Source organism: Phenylobacterium sp., from assembly GCF_004299445.1.
Taxonomy (GTDB): domain Bacteria; phylum Pseudomonadota; class Alphaproteobacteria; order Caulobacterales; family Caulobacteraceae; genus Phenylobacterium.
The window spans coordinates 177,159-192,883 of sequence record NZ_SCTC01000037.1; the positions used below are offsets into that span (position 1 = coordinate 177,159).

Annotated in this window: 14 protein-coding genes; 5 read left to right on the plus strand and 9 right to left on the minus strand. The window is 70.6% G+C overall.

All coding sequences use genetic code 11. The features are described 5' to 3' along the window. Positions 1–12: 12 nt before the first annotated feature. Both EPN98_RS09735 and EPN98_RS09740 read right to left on the minus strand, forming a co-directional pair. Positions 13–1,962, minus strand: coding sequence for a toll/interleukin-1 receptor domain-containing protein (locus tag EPN98_RS09735; RefSeq protein WP_293362493.1), 1,950 nt, complete (start codon positions 1,960–1,962; stop codon positions 13–15). 4 nt (positions 1,963–1,966) lie between these two features. Next, positions 1,967–3,049, minus strand: coding sequence for a PEPxxWA-CTERM sorting domain-containing protein (locus EPN98_RS09740; RefSeq protein WP_293362494.1), 1,083 nt, complete (start codon positions 3,047–3,049; stop codon positions 1,967–1,969). 301 nt (positions 3,050–3,350) lie between these two features. On the opposite strand from EPN98_RS09740, the gene EPN98_RS09745 reads away from it, so the two are divergent. Continuing rightward, positions 3,351–4,286 (plus strand): LuxR C-terminal-related transcriptional regulator, encoded by a 936-nt coding sequence (locus EPN98_RS09745; protein WP_293362495.1) that lies wholly within the window; start codon positions 3,351–3,353, stop codon positions 4,284–4,286. A gap of 98 nt (positions 4,287–4,384) precedes the next feature. After that, on the plus strand, positions 4,385–5,494 hold the full coding sequence (locus EPN98_RS09750) for an amidohydrolase family protein (RefSeq protein WP_293362496.1): 1,110 nt from the start codon (positions 4,385–4,387) through the stop codon (positions 5,492–5,494). Between the two features lie 15 nt (positions 5,495–5,509). On the opposite strand, the gene EPN98_RS09755 is transcribed toward EPN98_RS09750, so the two are convergent. From EPN98_RS09755 to EPN98_RS09780, 6 genes are read right to left on the minus strand one after another with little or no spacing between them, the layout of a single operon-like run. Further along, the gene (locus EPN98_RS09755; RefSeq protein WP_293362497.1) at positions 5,510–6,232 is read right to left on the minus strand and encodes a dienelactone hydrolase family protein; all 723 of its coding nucleotides are present in this window, start codon (positions 6,230–6,232) and stop codon (positions 5,510–5,512) included. A 45-nt stretch (positions 6,233–6,277) separates the two neighbouring features. Then, positions 6,278–6,925, minus strand: a complete 648-nt coding sequence (locus EPN98_RS09760) for a tetratricopeptide repeat protein (RefSeq protein WP_293362498.1) — start codon at positions 6,923–6,925, stop codon at positions 6,278–6,280. Positions 6,926–6,943: 18 nt separating this feature from the next. Continuing rightward, positions 6,944–7,699 carry an SDR family oxidoreductase gene (locus tag EPN98_RS09765; RefSeq protein WP_293362499.1) on the minus strand — a complete coding sequence of 252 codons (756 nt, stop codon included), beginning with the start codon at positions 7,697–7,699 and terminating at the stop codon, positions 6,944–6,946. Next, positions 7,689–8,360, minus strand: a complete 672-nt coding sequence (locus EPN98_RS09770) for an iron-containing redox enzyme family protein (protein ID WP_293362500.1) — start codon at positions 8,358–8,360, stop codon at positions 7,689–7,691. The genes EPN98_RS09765 and EPN98_RS09770 overlap by 11 nt, the downstream gene beginning before the upstream one ends. 10 nt (positions 8,361–8,370) lie before the next feature. After that, complete coding sequence (locus EPN98_RS09775) at positions 8,371–9,828, minus strand: AMP-binding protein (protein WP_293362501.1); 1,458 nt, start codon at positions 9,826–9,828, stop codon at positions 8,371–8,373. Next, on the minus strand, positions 9,825–10,508 hold the full coding sequence (locus EPN98_RS09780) for a thermostable hemolysin (RefSeq protein WP_293362502.1): 684 nt from the start codon (positions 10,506–10,508) through the stop codon (positions 9,825–9,827). Before EPN98_RS09780 ends, EPN98_RS09775 begins: the two co-directional genes overlap by 4 nt. Before the next feature lie 167 nt (positions 10,509–10,675). On the opposite strand from EPN98_RS09780, the gene EPN98_RS09785 reads away from it, so the two are divergent. The 3 genes from EPN98_RS09785 to EPN98_RS09795 are packed head-to-tail and all read left to right on the plus strand — an operon-like array spanning position 10,676 to position 14,652. Beyond that, positions 10,676–11,191 (plus strand): RNA polymerase sigma factor, encoded by a 516-nt coding sequence (locus EPN98_RS09785; RefSeq protein ID WP_293362503.1) that lies wholly within the window; start codon positions 10,676–10,678, stop codon positions 11,189–11,191. Between the two features lie 55 nt (positions 11,192–11,246). After that, positions 11,247–12,242: a FecR domain-containing protein gene (locus EPN98_RS09790; RefSeq protein ID WP_293362504.1), complete on the plus strand. Its 996-nt coding sequence runs from the start codon at positions 11,247–11,249 to the stop codon at positions 12,240–12,242. 13 nt (positions 12,243–12,255) lie between these two features. Beyond that, positions 12,256–14,652 carry a TonB-dependent receptor gene (locus tag EPN98_RS09795; RefSeq protein ID WP_293362505.1) on the plus strand — a complete coding sequence of 799 codons (2,397 nt, stop codon included), beginning with the start codon at positions 12,256–12,258 and terminating at the stop codon, positions 14,650–14,652. 56 nt (positions 14,653–14,708) lie between these two features. Here the strand turns inward: EPN98_RS09795 and EPN98_RS09800 are convergent, their stop codons facing one another. After that, positions 14,709–15,671: an exonuclease domain-containing protein gene (locus EPN98_RS09800; RefSeq protein ID WP_293362506.1), complete on the minus strand. Its 963-nt coding sequence runs from the start codon at positions 15,669–15,671 to the stop codon at positions 14,709–14,711. Between the last annotated feature and the right edge of the window lie 54 nt (positions 15,672–15,725).

The following is a 15,725-nucleotide window of genomic DNA, read 5'->3' on the forward strand; positions in this document are numbered from 1 at the left end:
CGCGGGCGGGGTCTAGGCGCCCCGCTGGTCGATCTTTCGGCAGGTCTCTGAAAGGGAGCGGGTGAAGCTGGCGTCCTTGCCCAGCGTCTCCACGAGGATCGCGATGCCGGCCGCGCAGTCGCGGCGCGCTTCGGCGCGTCGTCCCGCGCGCGCCAGGATCTGGGCCCGGTTGACGAGGAGGTCGCCGTGGTTGGGATGCAGCTTGCCATAGCTGGCGTCGTAATTGGCCTTGGCGTCGTCCAGAGTCCGAAGCGCCGCCTCGGTCCGGCCTCTCTCGGACTGGATGAGCGCCAGATAGACTTCGGCGATGCCGATGAGGAAATGGGGCCCGCCGAAGGCGCGGCGATAGATCCCGACCGCCTCGGTCAGCGACCGCTCGGATTCGCCAAGTTCGCCGCGACCGTGGAGGATCTGACCCCGCATCGACAGGGTGTCGGCGAGGAGCGGGTTGCGGTCGTCCAGGACCGCGCGCTGGATCCTGAGGGCGTTCGCGATCTGGACGCTCGCGGCGGCGAGATCCCCGGCGTTGTAGGAGTTCTGGGCCAGCGACGACCAGGCCTTGCCCGTCGAGAGGTGGTCGGGACCGAGTTCCGCCTGCACCAGGGCCAGGGCTTCCGACAGCGAGGCCTTGGCGGCGGCGTACTGGCCGTCGTCCGACAGCAGGAGACCTCGGTTGTTCAAGGCGGTGGCGAGGGACATGCGCGGCGCATCGGGAACCGCCCGATAATGCGCCAACGCGCGGTCGAACGCCGCGACGCCGGCGGGCACGTTGGAGCGCGAGGTCCAGATCCGGCCCTCGGTGAGCGCGACGCTGGCCCGCAGGAGCCGATGCGCGTTGGGATCGGGTCCCAGCAGGGCGTTGGCGCGCGCCAGAATCTTCGTCGCCTCGTCCAGCCGCCCTCTGCGGACGTTGGTTGTGGCAAGGACGAGCAGCGCCTCGGCCCCATCCGGGCCGGACTTCAGGATCGCCGGCATGCCGGCTTCGAAGGCCGCGGTCGCCTGTTCGTGGAGGCCCAGGTTGTTGTACGCGCGGCCCAGGGTGGCCAGCAGTCGCGATTGAATCACCGGCTGCGAGGCCAACTCGCGCCGCGCCCGCTCGGCGCTGCGGTCCAGGATGGTCAGGGCCGTGATGGTCTGAGGATTCTCGGTCGCCGGATTTGACAGCTCGAACGTGCCGACAAGGAAGTCCGAGGCGGCCCGCGCGGCCCGCGACTCCTGCTCTGCGATCACCCGCTGCCGCTCGGCAATCGTTCGCTGGCGGTCGGCCTCGATGCGCGCGGCGTTGGCGTAGAATGCGAGCCCTCCCGTGACGACCATGCCCGCAATGGCGCCCGTCGCCACCGCCGTCATCTGCGCGATCCGGCGCTGCGTCTCCCGCCGCACCAGTTCGTCGAGTTTCACACCGGTGAGGCCCGCCACCAGCTTCTGGACCGCCAGCCGGTAGCCATCGCCCTCGCGCCGCACGTCGGCCGCGATCGGTTCTGCGGGAATGTCCGAGACCTGGCCGTCGGCGGTGAGTCGATAGCGGAGCGCTGGCGGAAAGCACTCCTCGGCCTCGCGACCCGGGTGATCCGACGCATTGGGCTCGCCCGCGACCACCACCGCCAGGACCCGGTGGTCGCCGTTCAGCAGCTTGAACTGTCGGACCTCTTCGTTGACCCAACGCGATCGGGCCGACGCCGGCGAGCAGATCACCACCAGGAACATCGACGAACGGAGCGCGGCGCTCAGTTCCGCGCCCAGGTCCCCGGACGCGGGCAGTTCCTCCCGATCACGGAAGATCGGGCGCAGCCGTCGGGGCGTCACACCGACAGGCGTGCGCGTCCCGACCAGCTTCGATGGAATGCGATAGGTCTCCAGAGACTTATGAAGCCTCTGGGTCATCACCTTGTCGCGGTGGCTGTAGCTGAGGAACGCCCTGTACGCGAAGCTCGCGCGCTCGGCTTCGTCAGGATGGTCCATCGCCCTAGGCGTACGCGAGACGACGTCTCCTCAAGGCGGCCCCGGCAAGGCCGAACCCGGCGATCATCATGGCCCACGTCGCCGGCTCCGGAACCGCGGTGTCCAGCGGGCGGTAGAGATCGGCGCGCGAAAGCTCGACGTCGTCGAACTTGAGGCCGTCAAACAGTCCGGCGTCCAGGCTGGCGTATTGCAGGTTGAACCCGCCACGCGTCTCCACCGCGGCCAGATCGTCGAGGCCGCCGCCGCGGCCGATGGGGTCGCCGAACGCGGCGTACGACACCAGGCAGGTCACCCCGTCAGCCAGGCAGCCATAGCGCGTGAACGTCTGAACATTTGCGCGGTAGCGGATCTGCTTGACGTCGTTCGGGTTGAAGATGGGCAGCGAGCTGAGCGGGACGACGATATCCTGAGCGCCCCAGCGGAACGCCTTGGCGCCGGCTTCGTCGAGCTGCGTCTCGAACGTCGTGAGCTTCGACTGCGCCTCGGTAAGATTGAACGAGGCGATCAGGTCGCCACTGCCGTTGAACCTCAAGCCGATCTCGCCGAACACGCTGTAGAGAACGCTGTCATCTTCGACCGAGCTCACCACGAAGTCGAAGTTCGCGCCGGCGAAGTTCACATTGGCGGGCACCAGGTCCTTCAGGGCCGAGAAGTTGGAGCCGGCCGCATGGCCGTAGTCCATGAAGATGTCGCTCGCCCCGCCAGCGCTACGGTCCTGCAGGAAGAAGCCGAACCCCGCCGGGATGATCGTCGAGGCGAAGTCGTCAAGGTAGTATTCCGACTGCGAGTTGTTCGACAGCAGGATGTCGACCCCGGTCGAGACGTTGGCGATGGCGTCCACCCCCGAGACCGCCGCGCCGCTGCGGAAGTACACGGTGGTCGAATCGACGACCGCGGCGGCTTGGAGGCTTCCCCCGACGCCGGCGTTGTTGAGATAGGCCGTCCCCGGCGCTCCGATGCTTTCGCTGTTGACGCCGTCGGTGACGACGCCGCCAGCGACGCCGGCGAAGTCGACCGTCTGGGCCTGAGCCGCCGATCCCATGACAAAAAATGCGGCGCCTGCCGCAAGCAAGACTTTGGACTTCATTTTGCACCCCTTCGCGCGCTCTATGGGAGCGCACGGAACAATCCTGCTCACCGGGGTGATCTCATCTCAATAGTACGGACGTCCTATGCGCTTGAGGATCGGGTTCATTTTGCCGCGCGCCGCCGGGCGTCGGGAGGCTCGTCCCCAAAATGGGCACGTCGCGCGCCGCCTGGGTCTGAATGACGGACATTCCGGGCCCTGAAAACTTGACAGCGGACAGGGCGTCCAGCTGCCTTTCAGGGTGACTCTAAGCGTACCAAGACGTGTTCAGGACGCTGTCTCCGAGGTCTACCGGGCCGCATTGCGCGAACCGATCGAGACCTTCAAGGAGACGACCCTCCGTGGGATCGCGACGCTGGTTCCGTTTTCGTCGGCCGTGTGGGGTTCGGGCGTCCATTCGACGAACGAGATGCTGAGCCTGACCGCCCTCGATCGGCCGGTCGAATGGCTGCTGACGTATGCGGCGCGCTGGCAGGCGGAGGACTTCCTCAGGGCGGCGGCCGTCGCTCGGCCGGGCACGGCGCTCCGGAACGAGGACGTCATTCGGCCCCCCGCCGATTTCCGCCAGACCGCCATTCACCGCGAATTCTCCAGCCCGGGCGGCGTCGAGCACGCGATGATGATCGTCGAGCACAATCCGATCACCGACCTGGCGGAGATCATTTGCCTGTTCCGATCCAACGCCGCCGCCCCATTCCACCAGGACGAGACGGCTCTGCTTGAGCACCTGGCCCCGCACATGGTGGCGGCCTGGCGACAGGCGCAGCTGGCCCACCACTACCGCGCGGCGGTGGCGGGCGGCGGGGCGGGACTGTCAGGGCACGAGAACTACGCGATCACCGATCAGCAAGGCCTGGTCCACGCAGCGGGCGAGGATTTCTGCCTCGCGCTCAGGGAGGCCTCGCCGGGATGGAGAGGGCCGCTCTTCCCGCCGGAACTGCACGATCTGGTGACCGGGAACAGCAGCGCGCTCTTCATCGGCGAATACGAATTCACGGCCCGGCGCGCCAATGATCGGCGGCTGTTCGCCGTCTCGAGGCAGGTCGGCGCCTTTGGTCTGACGCCGGCGGAGACGCGCGTGGTCCGGCTCTACGCTGAAGGGCTGTCACAGCGCGACATCTCGCGACGCCAGGGAGTCAGCCCAGCGACCGTCCGCAATCAGCTTGCGTCAGCCTACCAGAAGCTCGGCGTGCATTCGAAACTGGAGCTGCTGCGGGCCCTGAACCGGCAGACCTAGCGCCGATCTCCATCTCGGGCCGGGGCGGGCGCTTGCGGCTTGACCTCCCCCCGGGGCAGTCGGCGAGGCTGAGGCTTAAGCGAAGAGGGGGCCGGGGCATGGCGGTGGTCGTCGATTGCGATTCCCACGTGATGGAGCCTGCCGATCTGTGGCGGCGCTACCTGGAGCCGCGGTTCCGCGACCGGGCGATCCGGATCGAAGAGCGCGACGGGATCGAGCACCTGATCATCGGCGAGCAGGTGGTGCTGTCCGGCGTCCTGGCCGGGCTGGGCGGGGCGCATATCCCGCGCGAGGAGCTGTTCAGCGGCAAGCTTCGCTATGCCGACGGCTGCCCGCCCGCGAGCTATGAGCCGGCGGCGCGCCTAGCCCTGATGGACGACTGGGGCGTGGACCGGTGCGTGCTGTTCCCGACGATCGGGATCCTGCCGTTTCCCACCGAGGACATGGACCTCGCGAACGCCTACTGCCGGGCCTACAACACCTGGCAGGCCGAGTATCGCCAGCAGGCGGGGCCACGCGTGGTTCCCATGGCGCTGATCAACTGGCGCGACGTGGCGGCGGCGGCGGCCGAGCTGGCCCGCTGTCTGGCGCTGGGGTTCGGCGGCGTGTTCGTGCCCCCCGAGATCGTCTCGGGCCAGCGACCGGGGCAGGCGCACTTCGATCCGATCTGGCGGCTGTGCGAAGAGGCGGGCGTGCCCGGCTGCCTGCATGTGATCGTACGGTTCGGGGGCTCGGCGCGGCCGTTCGCGTCGTGGCTGGAGACCGCGCCCGGCCCGATCTTCGGCTTCGGCCTGGGGGCGACGGGGCAGCTGATCCCGGCGGTGGCCTCGATGGTTCTGGACGGCCTGTTCGACCGCTTCCCGGCGCTGAAGGTGGTGTGCGTGGAGGCGGGCTGCGGGTTCGCAGCCTATCTGATGGACCGGCTTGACGAGAAGCACCACTTCTTCAAGGCCTCGTCCCCGCTGGCGCTGCGGCCCGGCGACTACCTGCGCCGCAACGTCTACTTCGTGGCCGAGCCCGAGGAACGGACCGTGGGCGCAATGCTGGAGCTGGTGGGCGAAGACCGCATCCTGTGGGGCAGCGACTTCCCGCACGTCGACTCGCGCATGGACGCTGCAGAGCTGATCCGCGGTTCGATCGTGGGCCTGAGCCCGGAGCGGCAGGCCCGCGTGCTGGGCGCCAACGCGGCGGCGATCTGGCCGGGCTAGGACGGGTCCGAGACCCTAGCCGGCGCCGGCCAGAACGCGGGCCAGGAACTCACCGCCCAGGCGCAGGCCGGCCTCGTCGATGCTGTGGCCAAGGCCGGGCGAGGCGTGGGTGGCGACGTCGAAGCCCAGGCGCTGGCACTCGGCCTGGGCCTGGCCCATGGCCGCGAACGGCACCATGGGGTCGGCGTCGCCATGGACCAGAAGCAGGGGCGGGCGGGTCTGGATCTCGCTCTGCAGGGCGTCGGGGTCGGCCAGCATGCCGGAATAGCCGACGATGCCGGCGAGGACTTCGGGCCGCCGGGGGCCGACGTGCAGGGCCATCATCGTCCCCTGGCTGAAGCCGACCAGCGCCACCTTGCGGTTGGGCAGGTCGTAGGCGGCGCGGTGCATGTCGATGAAGGCGTTCACCCGCGGCGCCGCCTGCCGCACGCCCGCGGCGCGGGCTTCGCGACCGAGGTCGGTGAGCGACCACCACTGATAGCCGCCGGGCGCGCCGGGGCAGATGTCCGGGGCGTTGGGCGCCATGAAGACCGTGTCGGGTAGGATCGCGCGCCAGTAGGGGACGAGCCCCATCAGGTCGGCCCCGTTCGAGCCGTAGCCGTGGAGCAGGATCACCATCGACTGGGGATCGCGGCCGCTGGCGGGGGCGGCCATCGGGCCGGTGAGGCGGGTCAGTTCGGTCATCGGCTGGAGGTGGGGCAATCCGACGGGCCGGTCAACGGCGCCAGGCGGACTCATGGGCGGGGGACGCCAGCACCCCGCCCGGTCTTGCGGTCCGCGAGGCTAGCCGCGCTTGGCGCGGACCTGGGCCAGCAGGGCGGCGGCCTCGGCATGGCGTCCCTTGTCGGCGACCTCGCGGCCCGGACGCGCCGGCGCGGCCAGGGCCTTCTGCAGGGCCCGCTCCGCCTCGGCATACTGGCCTTCGTGGAACAGGAAGTCGGCGTAGAAGTAGTTGGAATCGACCCCGTTTGGATTGGCGGCCAGAGCCTTCTTGAGATAGGCGCGCGCCTTATCCTTGTCGCCGAAACCGATGGGGAAGCCGGGGACCTGATAATAGAGCGAGCCCAGGCTGGTGTAGATCGAGCCGTTCAGGGCATTGGGGTCGATCTTCTCGGCTCGTTCGAGGTTGGCCTTGGCCTCCTTGGCGAGGCCCAGCGCCCCCATGCCGCCCTTGGCGCCGGCTTCCGTGCTGAGGGCGATGCCCTTCCAGATCAGGGGTTCGGCGCGACCGGGATACTGCTTGGCCAGCGCGTCGGCCTGGGCGGCGATGGCGGCGAGCTGGTCCACCTTGCCGGGCCCCTTCGTCTCGTAGTTCACATGGTCCCAGCTGCGGGCGAGGGCGTCGATGCGTCCGTCCAGCCCGGCGGGCTGGGCGAGGGCCGGGCCCGACAACAGGGCCACGGCGGTGAAGGCGATGAGCGTCTTGCGCATGGGGAGCAGTCCTTTGGATCAGGCGAAGAGTTGGGCGACACGCCGGTCGGCGGCGGCGAGCGCGCGATCGACCACGGCGGGGAACAGGGCGTTGAGGCGGACGAACAGGGCCTCGGGGAAGCCGAGGTAGACGTCGCGCTGGCGTGCGGCGACGGCGTCGACGATGCGGGCCGCCACCTGGTCGGGCGGGTCCATGGCCATTTTGGTCAGGGCCGCGAACTCCAGGACCTTGGCGCTGTTGAAGCCCGTCTTCACTGCCCGCGGGGCCACGTAGGTGACGTCCACGCCGCTGCCTGCGAGCTCGCGGCGCAGCGCCTGGCTGAAGGCGCGAAGGCCGGCCTTGGAGCTGGAATAGCTGGCGAAGTGGGCGAAGTTGATCGACCCGAAGATCGAGCCGATGTTGACGATCTGGCCGCGTCCGCGGGCCCGCATTCCGGGCGTCACCGCCTGGGCCAGCCGCATGGGCGCCAGCAGGTTGATCGCCAGCGTGCGCCGGAGGCTCTCCGGCGCCTCGCGCTCCATCGGACCGAAGTACTGGACGCCCGCCAGGTTGATCAGTGCGTCCCAAGGTTCGGCCGCCAGCATGGCGGCGACCGCCTCCAGACCCTGCGGGTCGGAGAGGTCGCAGGCGATATGGCGGGCCTGAAGGCCCTGGGGCGGCTGGCGGTCCAGGACGGCGACGGTCGCGCCCTCGCGGAGCAACTGCTCGACGATGCGGCCGCCGATCTCGCCAGCGCCGCCGGTGACGACGATGCGTTGACCCTTAAACCGCATGGGCGAGCCTCGCTTCGTGGGGGATGGATCGGAACATGTCGGCGAACAGCACGAAGATCCGCTTGGCGACATGCAGGATGGCGGCCTGGTCCGCGGGGTCTTCGACGGTGTCCATGAGCCCGGCGAAGAACTTCATGTGTTCCTGGTCGAGCGATCCGTGGGAGCTGAGATAGCTGAAGCACTCGGGACCGAGCCCCAACGCCTTGGACACCGCGCCGGCGCCGTGGGTGGCCAGCGCGATGCTGGTGCCTTCCAGCACGTAGACCATGCCGAACATGCCCATGGGATTGACCCGCGCGACGTAGTCGTGGGCGTAGGCGACCATCAGTTCGGTGGCCGGGCGCGGGGCGCCGGCGCGCACCGCCTCGGCGTCGCCGCCGGCGCGGGCGATGTCGTTCAGCACCCACTTCTCGTGGCCGGTCTCCTCGTCGATGTACTCGTCGAGCGCGGCGCGGAACGGCGCATGGGCCGCGTCCATCCGATCGCGCGCGGCGGTCAGCAGCGGCACCGTTTGGCTGACGTGGTGATAGGCCTCGGCCAGGTAGGCCAGGTAGGTTTCCCGGGTGATCCGGCCGGCGACGCCGTCCACCAGCTGCGGAACGGAATAGAGGGCCAGGCGCTCGGCGGAGGTTTCCCGCTCGAGCCGCTCGAAGAAGGACATCGGCATTGCCTCAGGTCTGTTGATCGATGAAGGCGTGGTGGGTTTCGCGCAGCACTGCGCGGCGGGGTCGACCGTTGCCGGTCAGCTCGCCCCGGCCGGGATCGAACGGGGCCGAGCCGCGCCAGCGGCCGACGCGGGCGTAGGCCGGCAGGCTGTCGTTGGCGCGGGCCACGGCGGCCTGGAGGGCGGCGGGCGGGATATCGGCCCGCGAGGGGACAAGCACCGCGCAGAGTTCCGCCGCGCCTTCGCCGAAGACCGCCGCCTGGGCGATCTCGGGCTGCGCGAGGAGTTCGCTCTCCACCCACTCCGGAGCCACGTTGCGGCCGAAGGCGGTGATGATCAGGTTCGATTTGCGGCCCGTGATCGACAGGAAGCCGTCGGCGTCGATCGCGCCGAGGTCGCCGGTGGCGAGCGCCCCGGTGTGCGGCGGCCCGCCCACATAGCCCAGGAAGGGCGCCGGGCCGATCAGCACCTCGCCATCCGCCGCGAGACTGACCGATAGATGTGGCAGGACGCGGCCGACTGCGCCCGGCCGGTCCGCATGCGGCGTATTCAGCGCGACCACCGATGCGCACTCGCTGAGGCCATAGCCCTCGAAGGCCGGAAGGCCGACGGCCCGCGCCTCGAGGATGAGCTGTCGCGCGACCTTGGCGCCGCCCACGGCGACGAGCTTCAGGGCCGGCAGCCGCCGCCCGGTGATCGCCAGGCATGCCGTCAGCGCGCGCAGCAGTTCCGGCACGAGGATCAGGCTGTTGGCGCCCGCGTCCCCGACTACCTCGGCGAGGCGGGCGATATCGGGGCGCAGGCCGTCGGCGAAGCCCAAGTCGGCCAGCCCCCGCGCCTCGTAGCAGCCGCCCGCCAGGAGGGTCGGATAGAGGCCGGCGACATTCTCGAGCAGCACGCCCAGCGGCAGCACCGCCAGGTGCCGGCCCGCAAACTCGCGTCCGATCACCTCGACCAGCGAGGCGGCCACGGCCTCCATCTGCGCCAGCGAGAGACAGACCCCCTTGGGCGCGCCGGTGGAGCCGGAAGTGTAGGTCACCTTGGCCGTGCCGGGGTGCAGCGTGCGCGGCGGCAGGGCCAGGTCGTCCGCTGCGATGGCCGAGCCCGCCACGGCGAGGATGGGGGATGTCGCCGTGGCGGGGGGCCGCACCAGCAGGCATGCGCCTGCGTCGGTGAGGGCGTGCATGCGCTGTTCGGGCGTGAAGAAGGGCGGCAGGGGCACGCTGGGCCGGCCCAGCGCCATCAGCGCCAGGTCGACGACGACCCAGGCCGGGCCGTTGTCGAGCGCGACGCCGACCGGGGCGCCCGGAGCCGATCCGCGGAGCCGTTCACGCAGCCAGACCTCGGTCCGCGCGATCTCCTGCCCGAGTTCGACCCAAGTGAATTGGACGCCCTCGCCCACGAGGGCTGCGGCGTCGGGGGATGTCCGGGCGTGGTCGGCGATCGCCGACAGAACCCGGCTCACGGGGCCACCGCCCGCAGGCGTCGGATCGCGCGGGCCGTCGACCGGGCGCGCAGGCGTTCGCGAAGCTGTGGCAGGGCGCTGGAAACCCCGATCTCGCCGGCGAACACCCGCGGCGCGTTGTCATAGTAGCTGCCCCAGTCGTGGGCGCCTTCGCCCAGGCGGGCCGGGTCAGCGTCGCCCAGGGGGCGCAGGCCGAAGCCCGCCCGGCCCAGCAGGCGCTGCAGATCCGGCCGGGCGGTGGCGACGGCGAAGCGTCGGCCGCAGACTGAAGCCAGCCAGGTCGCCAGTGCATTGAACAGCTGCAGCGAGGCGGCGGGGGAATCGGACGCCAGCGACCCGATCTCCACGATGCTCTCGCGCGCCACGGGGCGACCGAACGCGTCGGCGACAGCCTGTTCGACCGGACTGTCCAGATAGCGCTCGAGGAACAGAGGATCGGCCTCGGCGAACCGCACGCCGGCGGCGGCCAGCACCGTTCCATCGGGCGCGCGCAGACCCGTCACCAGGGGATAGTGGCGCGGGACGCGGGCCCTGAAGGCCCGCTCGAAACGCGCTTCGATGAAGCGCTCGAAGTCCGGCCTCTGCGGATGGGAGGCATTGGCGACCACCATCTGCGCCCTGACCTGCAGAGGCGGCTGGACGGGCGGCGGCAGCTCGGTGTTACGCAACGGTTCGCTCAAGTCTGGCCTCCAGGCGTCGGCCCCCGATGAGCTGACGACGCCGCGGATGGACCTCCTCAATCGCCGCTGAATCTTTTTTCCGGGGCGCGGCGAAGGGGTCGATTGCGCAGGCGGCGCAAATACCGGAACAGTCGGACTTCGTTGGAACCGGGACGCCTTGCGACCACATGGCCGATCCGCCGCCGCTGATCGCCGCCTACCTGCGAAAGCGGCCGGACCTTGTGCGGTTCTTCACCCTGCGCACCGGTTCGGCGGCCATGGCGGAGGATGTGGTCCAGGATCTGTTCCTCAAGATCCGCGACATGGAGCCTCCGGAAAACCTCCGCAGCGCCGACGCCTTCCTCTATCGCGTCGGGTCCAACCTGATGCTGGACCGGGCGAAGCAGCAGCGGCGACAGGCCGCCCGCGATGACGCCTGGAACCGTGAGAGCGTCGGTGAAGGCGCCGAGCCGGCTGCGCCCGACCCGCCCGCCGACGAGGCGGTGGCCTCGCGCCAGCGACTGCAGAGGCTGTTGGACGGTGTCGAGCGCCTGCCGCCGCAGGTGGCCGCCGCGTTCCGGCTGCACAAGTTCGACGGGCTCAGCCACGCCGAGGTGGCCCAGCGCCTGGGCGTCTCCCGCAGCTCGGTGGAGAAGTACATCATGACCGCGCTGCGCACGCTGATGGCCGAGGTCGAACGATGATTTGCGGACCTGACCGCGCGGCGGCGTCTATGGCTGAGGAGACCTTCGTCACGCCATGAGCGCGCCATCCGACAACCTGCCGTCCGACACCCCGCCGCTTGGGGAGACCGTGCGCGACCGTGCGGTGGCGTGGCATGTCCGGCTGTCGTCCGACGAAGCCGACGGCGACGACTGGCTGGCCTTCGAGGCCTGGCTGGCGGAATCTCCTGAGCATCTGGCGGCCTACGAGGCCGTAGAGCAGGTCTGGTCCGACCTGGACCAGGTGACGCCCGCGCCAACGGTGGTGACCCTGAAGCCGCGCGCGGCACGGCGTCCGCTGCCCTGGCTGGGCGCGATCGCCGCCAGCCTGATCGCGGTGATCTTCCTCGGCGCCATGCTCTGGACGAGCATGCCCCGCACCCAGACTTTCGAGACCGCGGCCGGCCAGCGGCAGGTCTTCGCGCTGTCGGATGGAAGCCACATCACGCTGAATGGCGGATCGCGGCTGACCGCGCGGCTTGGGCGCAGCGAGCGGCGGGTGGTCATGGCCGACGCCGCCGAAGCGGTGTTCGACGTGGCGAAGGACCCGGGCCGCCCCTTCCTGATCCAGGCGGGCGACCGCGAGATCCGGGTGGTGGGCACCGAGTTCAACGTCCTGCGGCACGGCGGCGTCGTGCGCGTCACGGTCCGTCGGGGCGTCGTCGAGGTGCGACCCGCTGCGGCGCCGCAGGCGCAGCCGCTCGCCCGCCTGACGGCGGGGCAGGCGCTTTCGCACCGCGAGGGTGGACGCGGCGATCTGGTGACGGCGGCCGATCCCGACGCCGTGCTGGCCTGGACCGAGGGCCGCCTGGTCTTCCGCGGCGAGCCGCTTGGAGACGTGGTCGCAACCCTGAATCGCTATGTCGCGACGCCCATCACCGTGGCGCCTGACGCCGCCGGCCTTCCCGTCACCGCGACCCTCGCCGTCGGCAGTGAGGATGCGATGCTGCGGGCCCTTTCTGCGTTCCTGCCCGTGCAGGCCGAACGGCTTCCCGATAGTGTCCGATTGAGCCTGCGTCGCCAGGCGCGCTGAGTCGGCTGCCCGCATGCAAAGTCGCCGCCGGACCCTGGGCCTGGCCGGAGTTCTTGTCGCCCTTGGAACCGTGCCGGAAACCGCCCTGGCGCGAGAGACCGCCCTGTCGATCGCCATTCCGGAGCAGCCCCGCCAGGGGGCCTTGATGGCGCTCGCCCGGCAGGCCGGTGTTTCCATGGGCTTCGCGCCCGGCGCGCGCTGTGGTGGGCGGGCCGCCGTCGCCGGCCGCATGGATCTGGACCAGGCGCTGGCGCGACTGCTGGACGGCTCGGACTGTGTCGCCTTCCGGCCGGACCCGCGAACCGTGGTCATCCGCGCCCGTCCATCTTCGCGCGCGCAACGGCCGGCCGAGCCGCCGCCGCAGGCGCCGACCGAGGTGGGCGAGGTGGTGGTCACGGCCGACAAGACCGAGACTCTGCTGTCGGCCTCGCCCTACGGCCTGACGGCGACTTCGGGAGCCGAGCTGGAGCGGCGTGGGGTCGCCGACGTGCGCGACCTGACGCTGCTGGCGGCGGGTGTGACTGTCACCAATCTGGGACCGGGGCGGGACAAGGTCCTGCTGCGGGGTCTCTCCGATGGGCCGCTGACCGGACACACGCAGTCGACGGTCGGTCTGTATCTCGGGGACCTTCGGCTTACCTACAATGCGCCGAACCCCGACCTGCCGCTGATCGATCTGGCCCGCGTCGAGGTGTTGCGAGGCCCCCAGGGATCTCTTTATGGCGCCGGCTCGATCGGCGGCATCCTGCAACTGGTCCCGAGGGCGCCTGATACGGCGCTGGTGTCGGGGCGGATGACGCTGGGCGCCTCGGTCACGGCCCATGGCGCGCCATCCGGGCTGGCCGAGGGCGTCTGGAATCTGCCGCTCGCGGGTGGCCGAGGCGCCGCGCGCGCCGTCGCCTGGTACGAGGTCGTCGGCGGTTACCTCGACAATCCCCGACAGGGACGCACCGACGTGGATCGTTCGACGCGGCGGGGCCTGCGCGTCTCGGGTCTTTGGCGCGCCCAGGACGACCTGGTCCTGGAGGCGACCCTTGTGGATCAGGCGATCACCACCCGCGACGCCCACTACGTCAACGCCGCCGACGGCCCCCGGGTGCGGACGACCACGGTCGCCGAGCCCCATGACAACGACTTCCTGGCCGTGTTCGCCACGGCGCGCTGGTCGCCGGGCTGGGGCGAGCTCACGGCCAGCATCGGCGCCCTCGATCATGAGGTCGGCACGGTCTACGACGCCACCCGGGCCCCGCCGACCCTCGTGGCGGCCGGCGGTCGTCCGTCGACCTTCGAAGACGGCAACGAGATCCGGAGTCTGGTGACCGAGGTCCGCGTCTCGTCGTCGAATGGGCGGCGCCTGCGGCTGACCGCCGGCGTCTTCAACGCGATCGGCGACCAGCGCCTCGACAGCGAGGTTCGTCCGGCCGACCCCGCGCCAGCGTATGCGGAGGTGCGTCGCGACCGCTTGCGGGAAGGCGCGGCCTTCGGCGAGGTTTCCTACGACGTCGCCCGTGACGTGACTCTGACCGTCGGGGGGCGTCTGTACGCCGCCCGCCTGCGCACACGCTCCGACATAACTCTCGGCGTCCCGATCCGCGGCTTTACCGGCGTGTCGCACGACACGGGCTTCGCCCCGAAGCTGCTGGCGGCCTATCGACCGGCGCCCGGCCTGACCCTGTATGTGCTGGCGGCGGAGGGCTATCGGACGGCCGGGTTCAACACCAGCGGGGAGGCCCTGCAGGTGTTCGGTTCAAGCCTTGGCGACACCCAGCCGCTGCGGCGCTACGTCGGCGATGAGCTTTGGAGCTACGAAGCCGGCCTGCGTTGGCGTCGGGACGGCCTGGCGGTGCGCGCCGCCGCGTTCCAGGCCGACTGGACCGACATCCAGGCCGATCTCGTCCTGCCCTCGGGACTGCCCTTCACCGCCAACCTTGGCGACGGTCGCAGTCGAGGTGTCGAGATCGAAGGCAGCTTCGAGCGTGGCCGGCTGTCGCTAGCGGGAAACCTGGTCTGGCAGGACCCTGACCTGCTGCGCCCGGCCCCAGGGTCGCCGGGACGCTCCGGCGCCGGCCTGCCCGGCGTGCCCGACCTCACCTTCGCAGCGTCGGCGACCTATCGCGTGGCCCTCGCCGGCGACCGCGACCTCGATATGGCCGCCAGCTATGCCTACACGGGACGCTCGCGGCTCAACATGGACACGCGGAACGCTGCGGCCATGGGAGGCTATGGCGAGCTGCGTCTTTCCGCGACAGTGCGCTCCGGCGACTACAGCCTTCGGCTGGCGCTGGACAACGTCCTCGGCAGCCGCGGCGACACCCTGGCGTTCGGTAATCCGTTCACCCTCCGGCTCCAGGCCCAGGCGACGCCTCTACGTCCCCGCACCCTCGCCCTGCGGATCGCCCGCGACTTCTGATCGGGACGCCGCGGCCGGGAGGACGCGGCGGTCTCGAACGCCCGATCGGCTTGGGGCTATGCCGCCGCTGCGATACGGTCGCGCAACTCGTCGGCCGTGACGATGCTGATGCTCCCGCCGTCGGCGGCGAGGGCCTCGGCCTTGAGGAAGTCTGCGCTGACGCGGACGCCCGAGGAGAAAGGCCGGTCGCCTGCGATGACCAGCAGCGTGGTGGTGCGGCCGACGCCAGCCATGACGCGACCGCCCGCGGCGGCGATGCGGGCGGGTAGATCGGTATCGTGCGGCGAGGCGATGATCGCGACCTTCTCGCCGGCGAGGGGCCCTTCGGCGGCCGGCCGGGGGCGGGGCTTTCGACTCCCCCGCGAGGTCTGGCCCCGCCAGGGCGCGGCCAGGTAGCCAGCGAGGTCGAGGCCGGTCGTCTCCATGGCGCGCACAACCACCCAGCCGGCGACCCTGGCGTCGCTCAGGGCGTCATGGTGCTTGTGCTCGAGGTCGAGATGGCTGGCCAGCGCGTTCAGGCGGTGGGTCGGCAGGTCGGGCCAGGCGTGACGGGCGACCTTCACGCTGTCGAGCCAGCGGCTGCGGATCATTGGCAGGCCGGCGATCCGGCAGGCGGCCGAGAGTGCGCCCTGGTCGAAGTTGGAGTGGGCCACGGTGACGCGGCCGCCCAGGTGTTCGAGCAGCGTGCCGTAGAGGCGCGGGAAGCTGGGCTGGTCGGCCACGTGCTGCGGCCCGATCCCGTGCAGCCGCGTGCTGAACGGGCTGAAGGCGTCTTGCGGATTGACCAGGGTCTCGTAGGCGAACACTTCGCGACCGCCCGCGAAGCCGACGATGCCGATCTGGCAGATGCTGGAGGCCCGATGGCAGGCGGTCTCGACGTCGATGACCACGAAGTCGGGCGCCGCGGCCGCAGGGGAAAACGGCAGCGGCCCGTCGCGCGGCTCGACCAGGGGGTCGAGTGCGGACGCCGGCTTGAGCCCGTACTGTCTGGCCAGGTCCTGCAGAATCGGCGCGGTCATCGCCCGTGAGTGTGGCGACGGCGGGCGGCGAGGCCAAGGGGCGTGCGGCGGCAG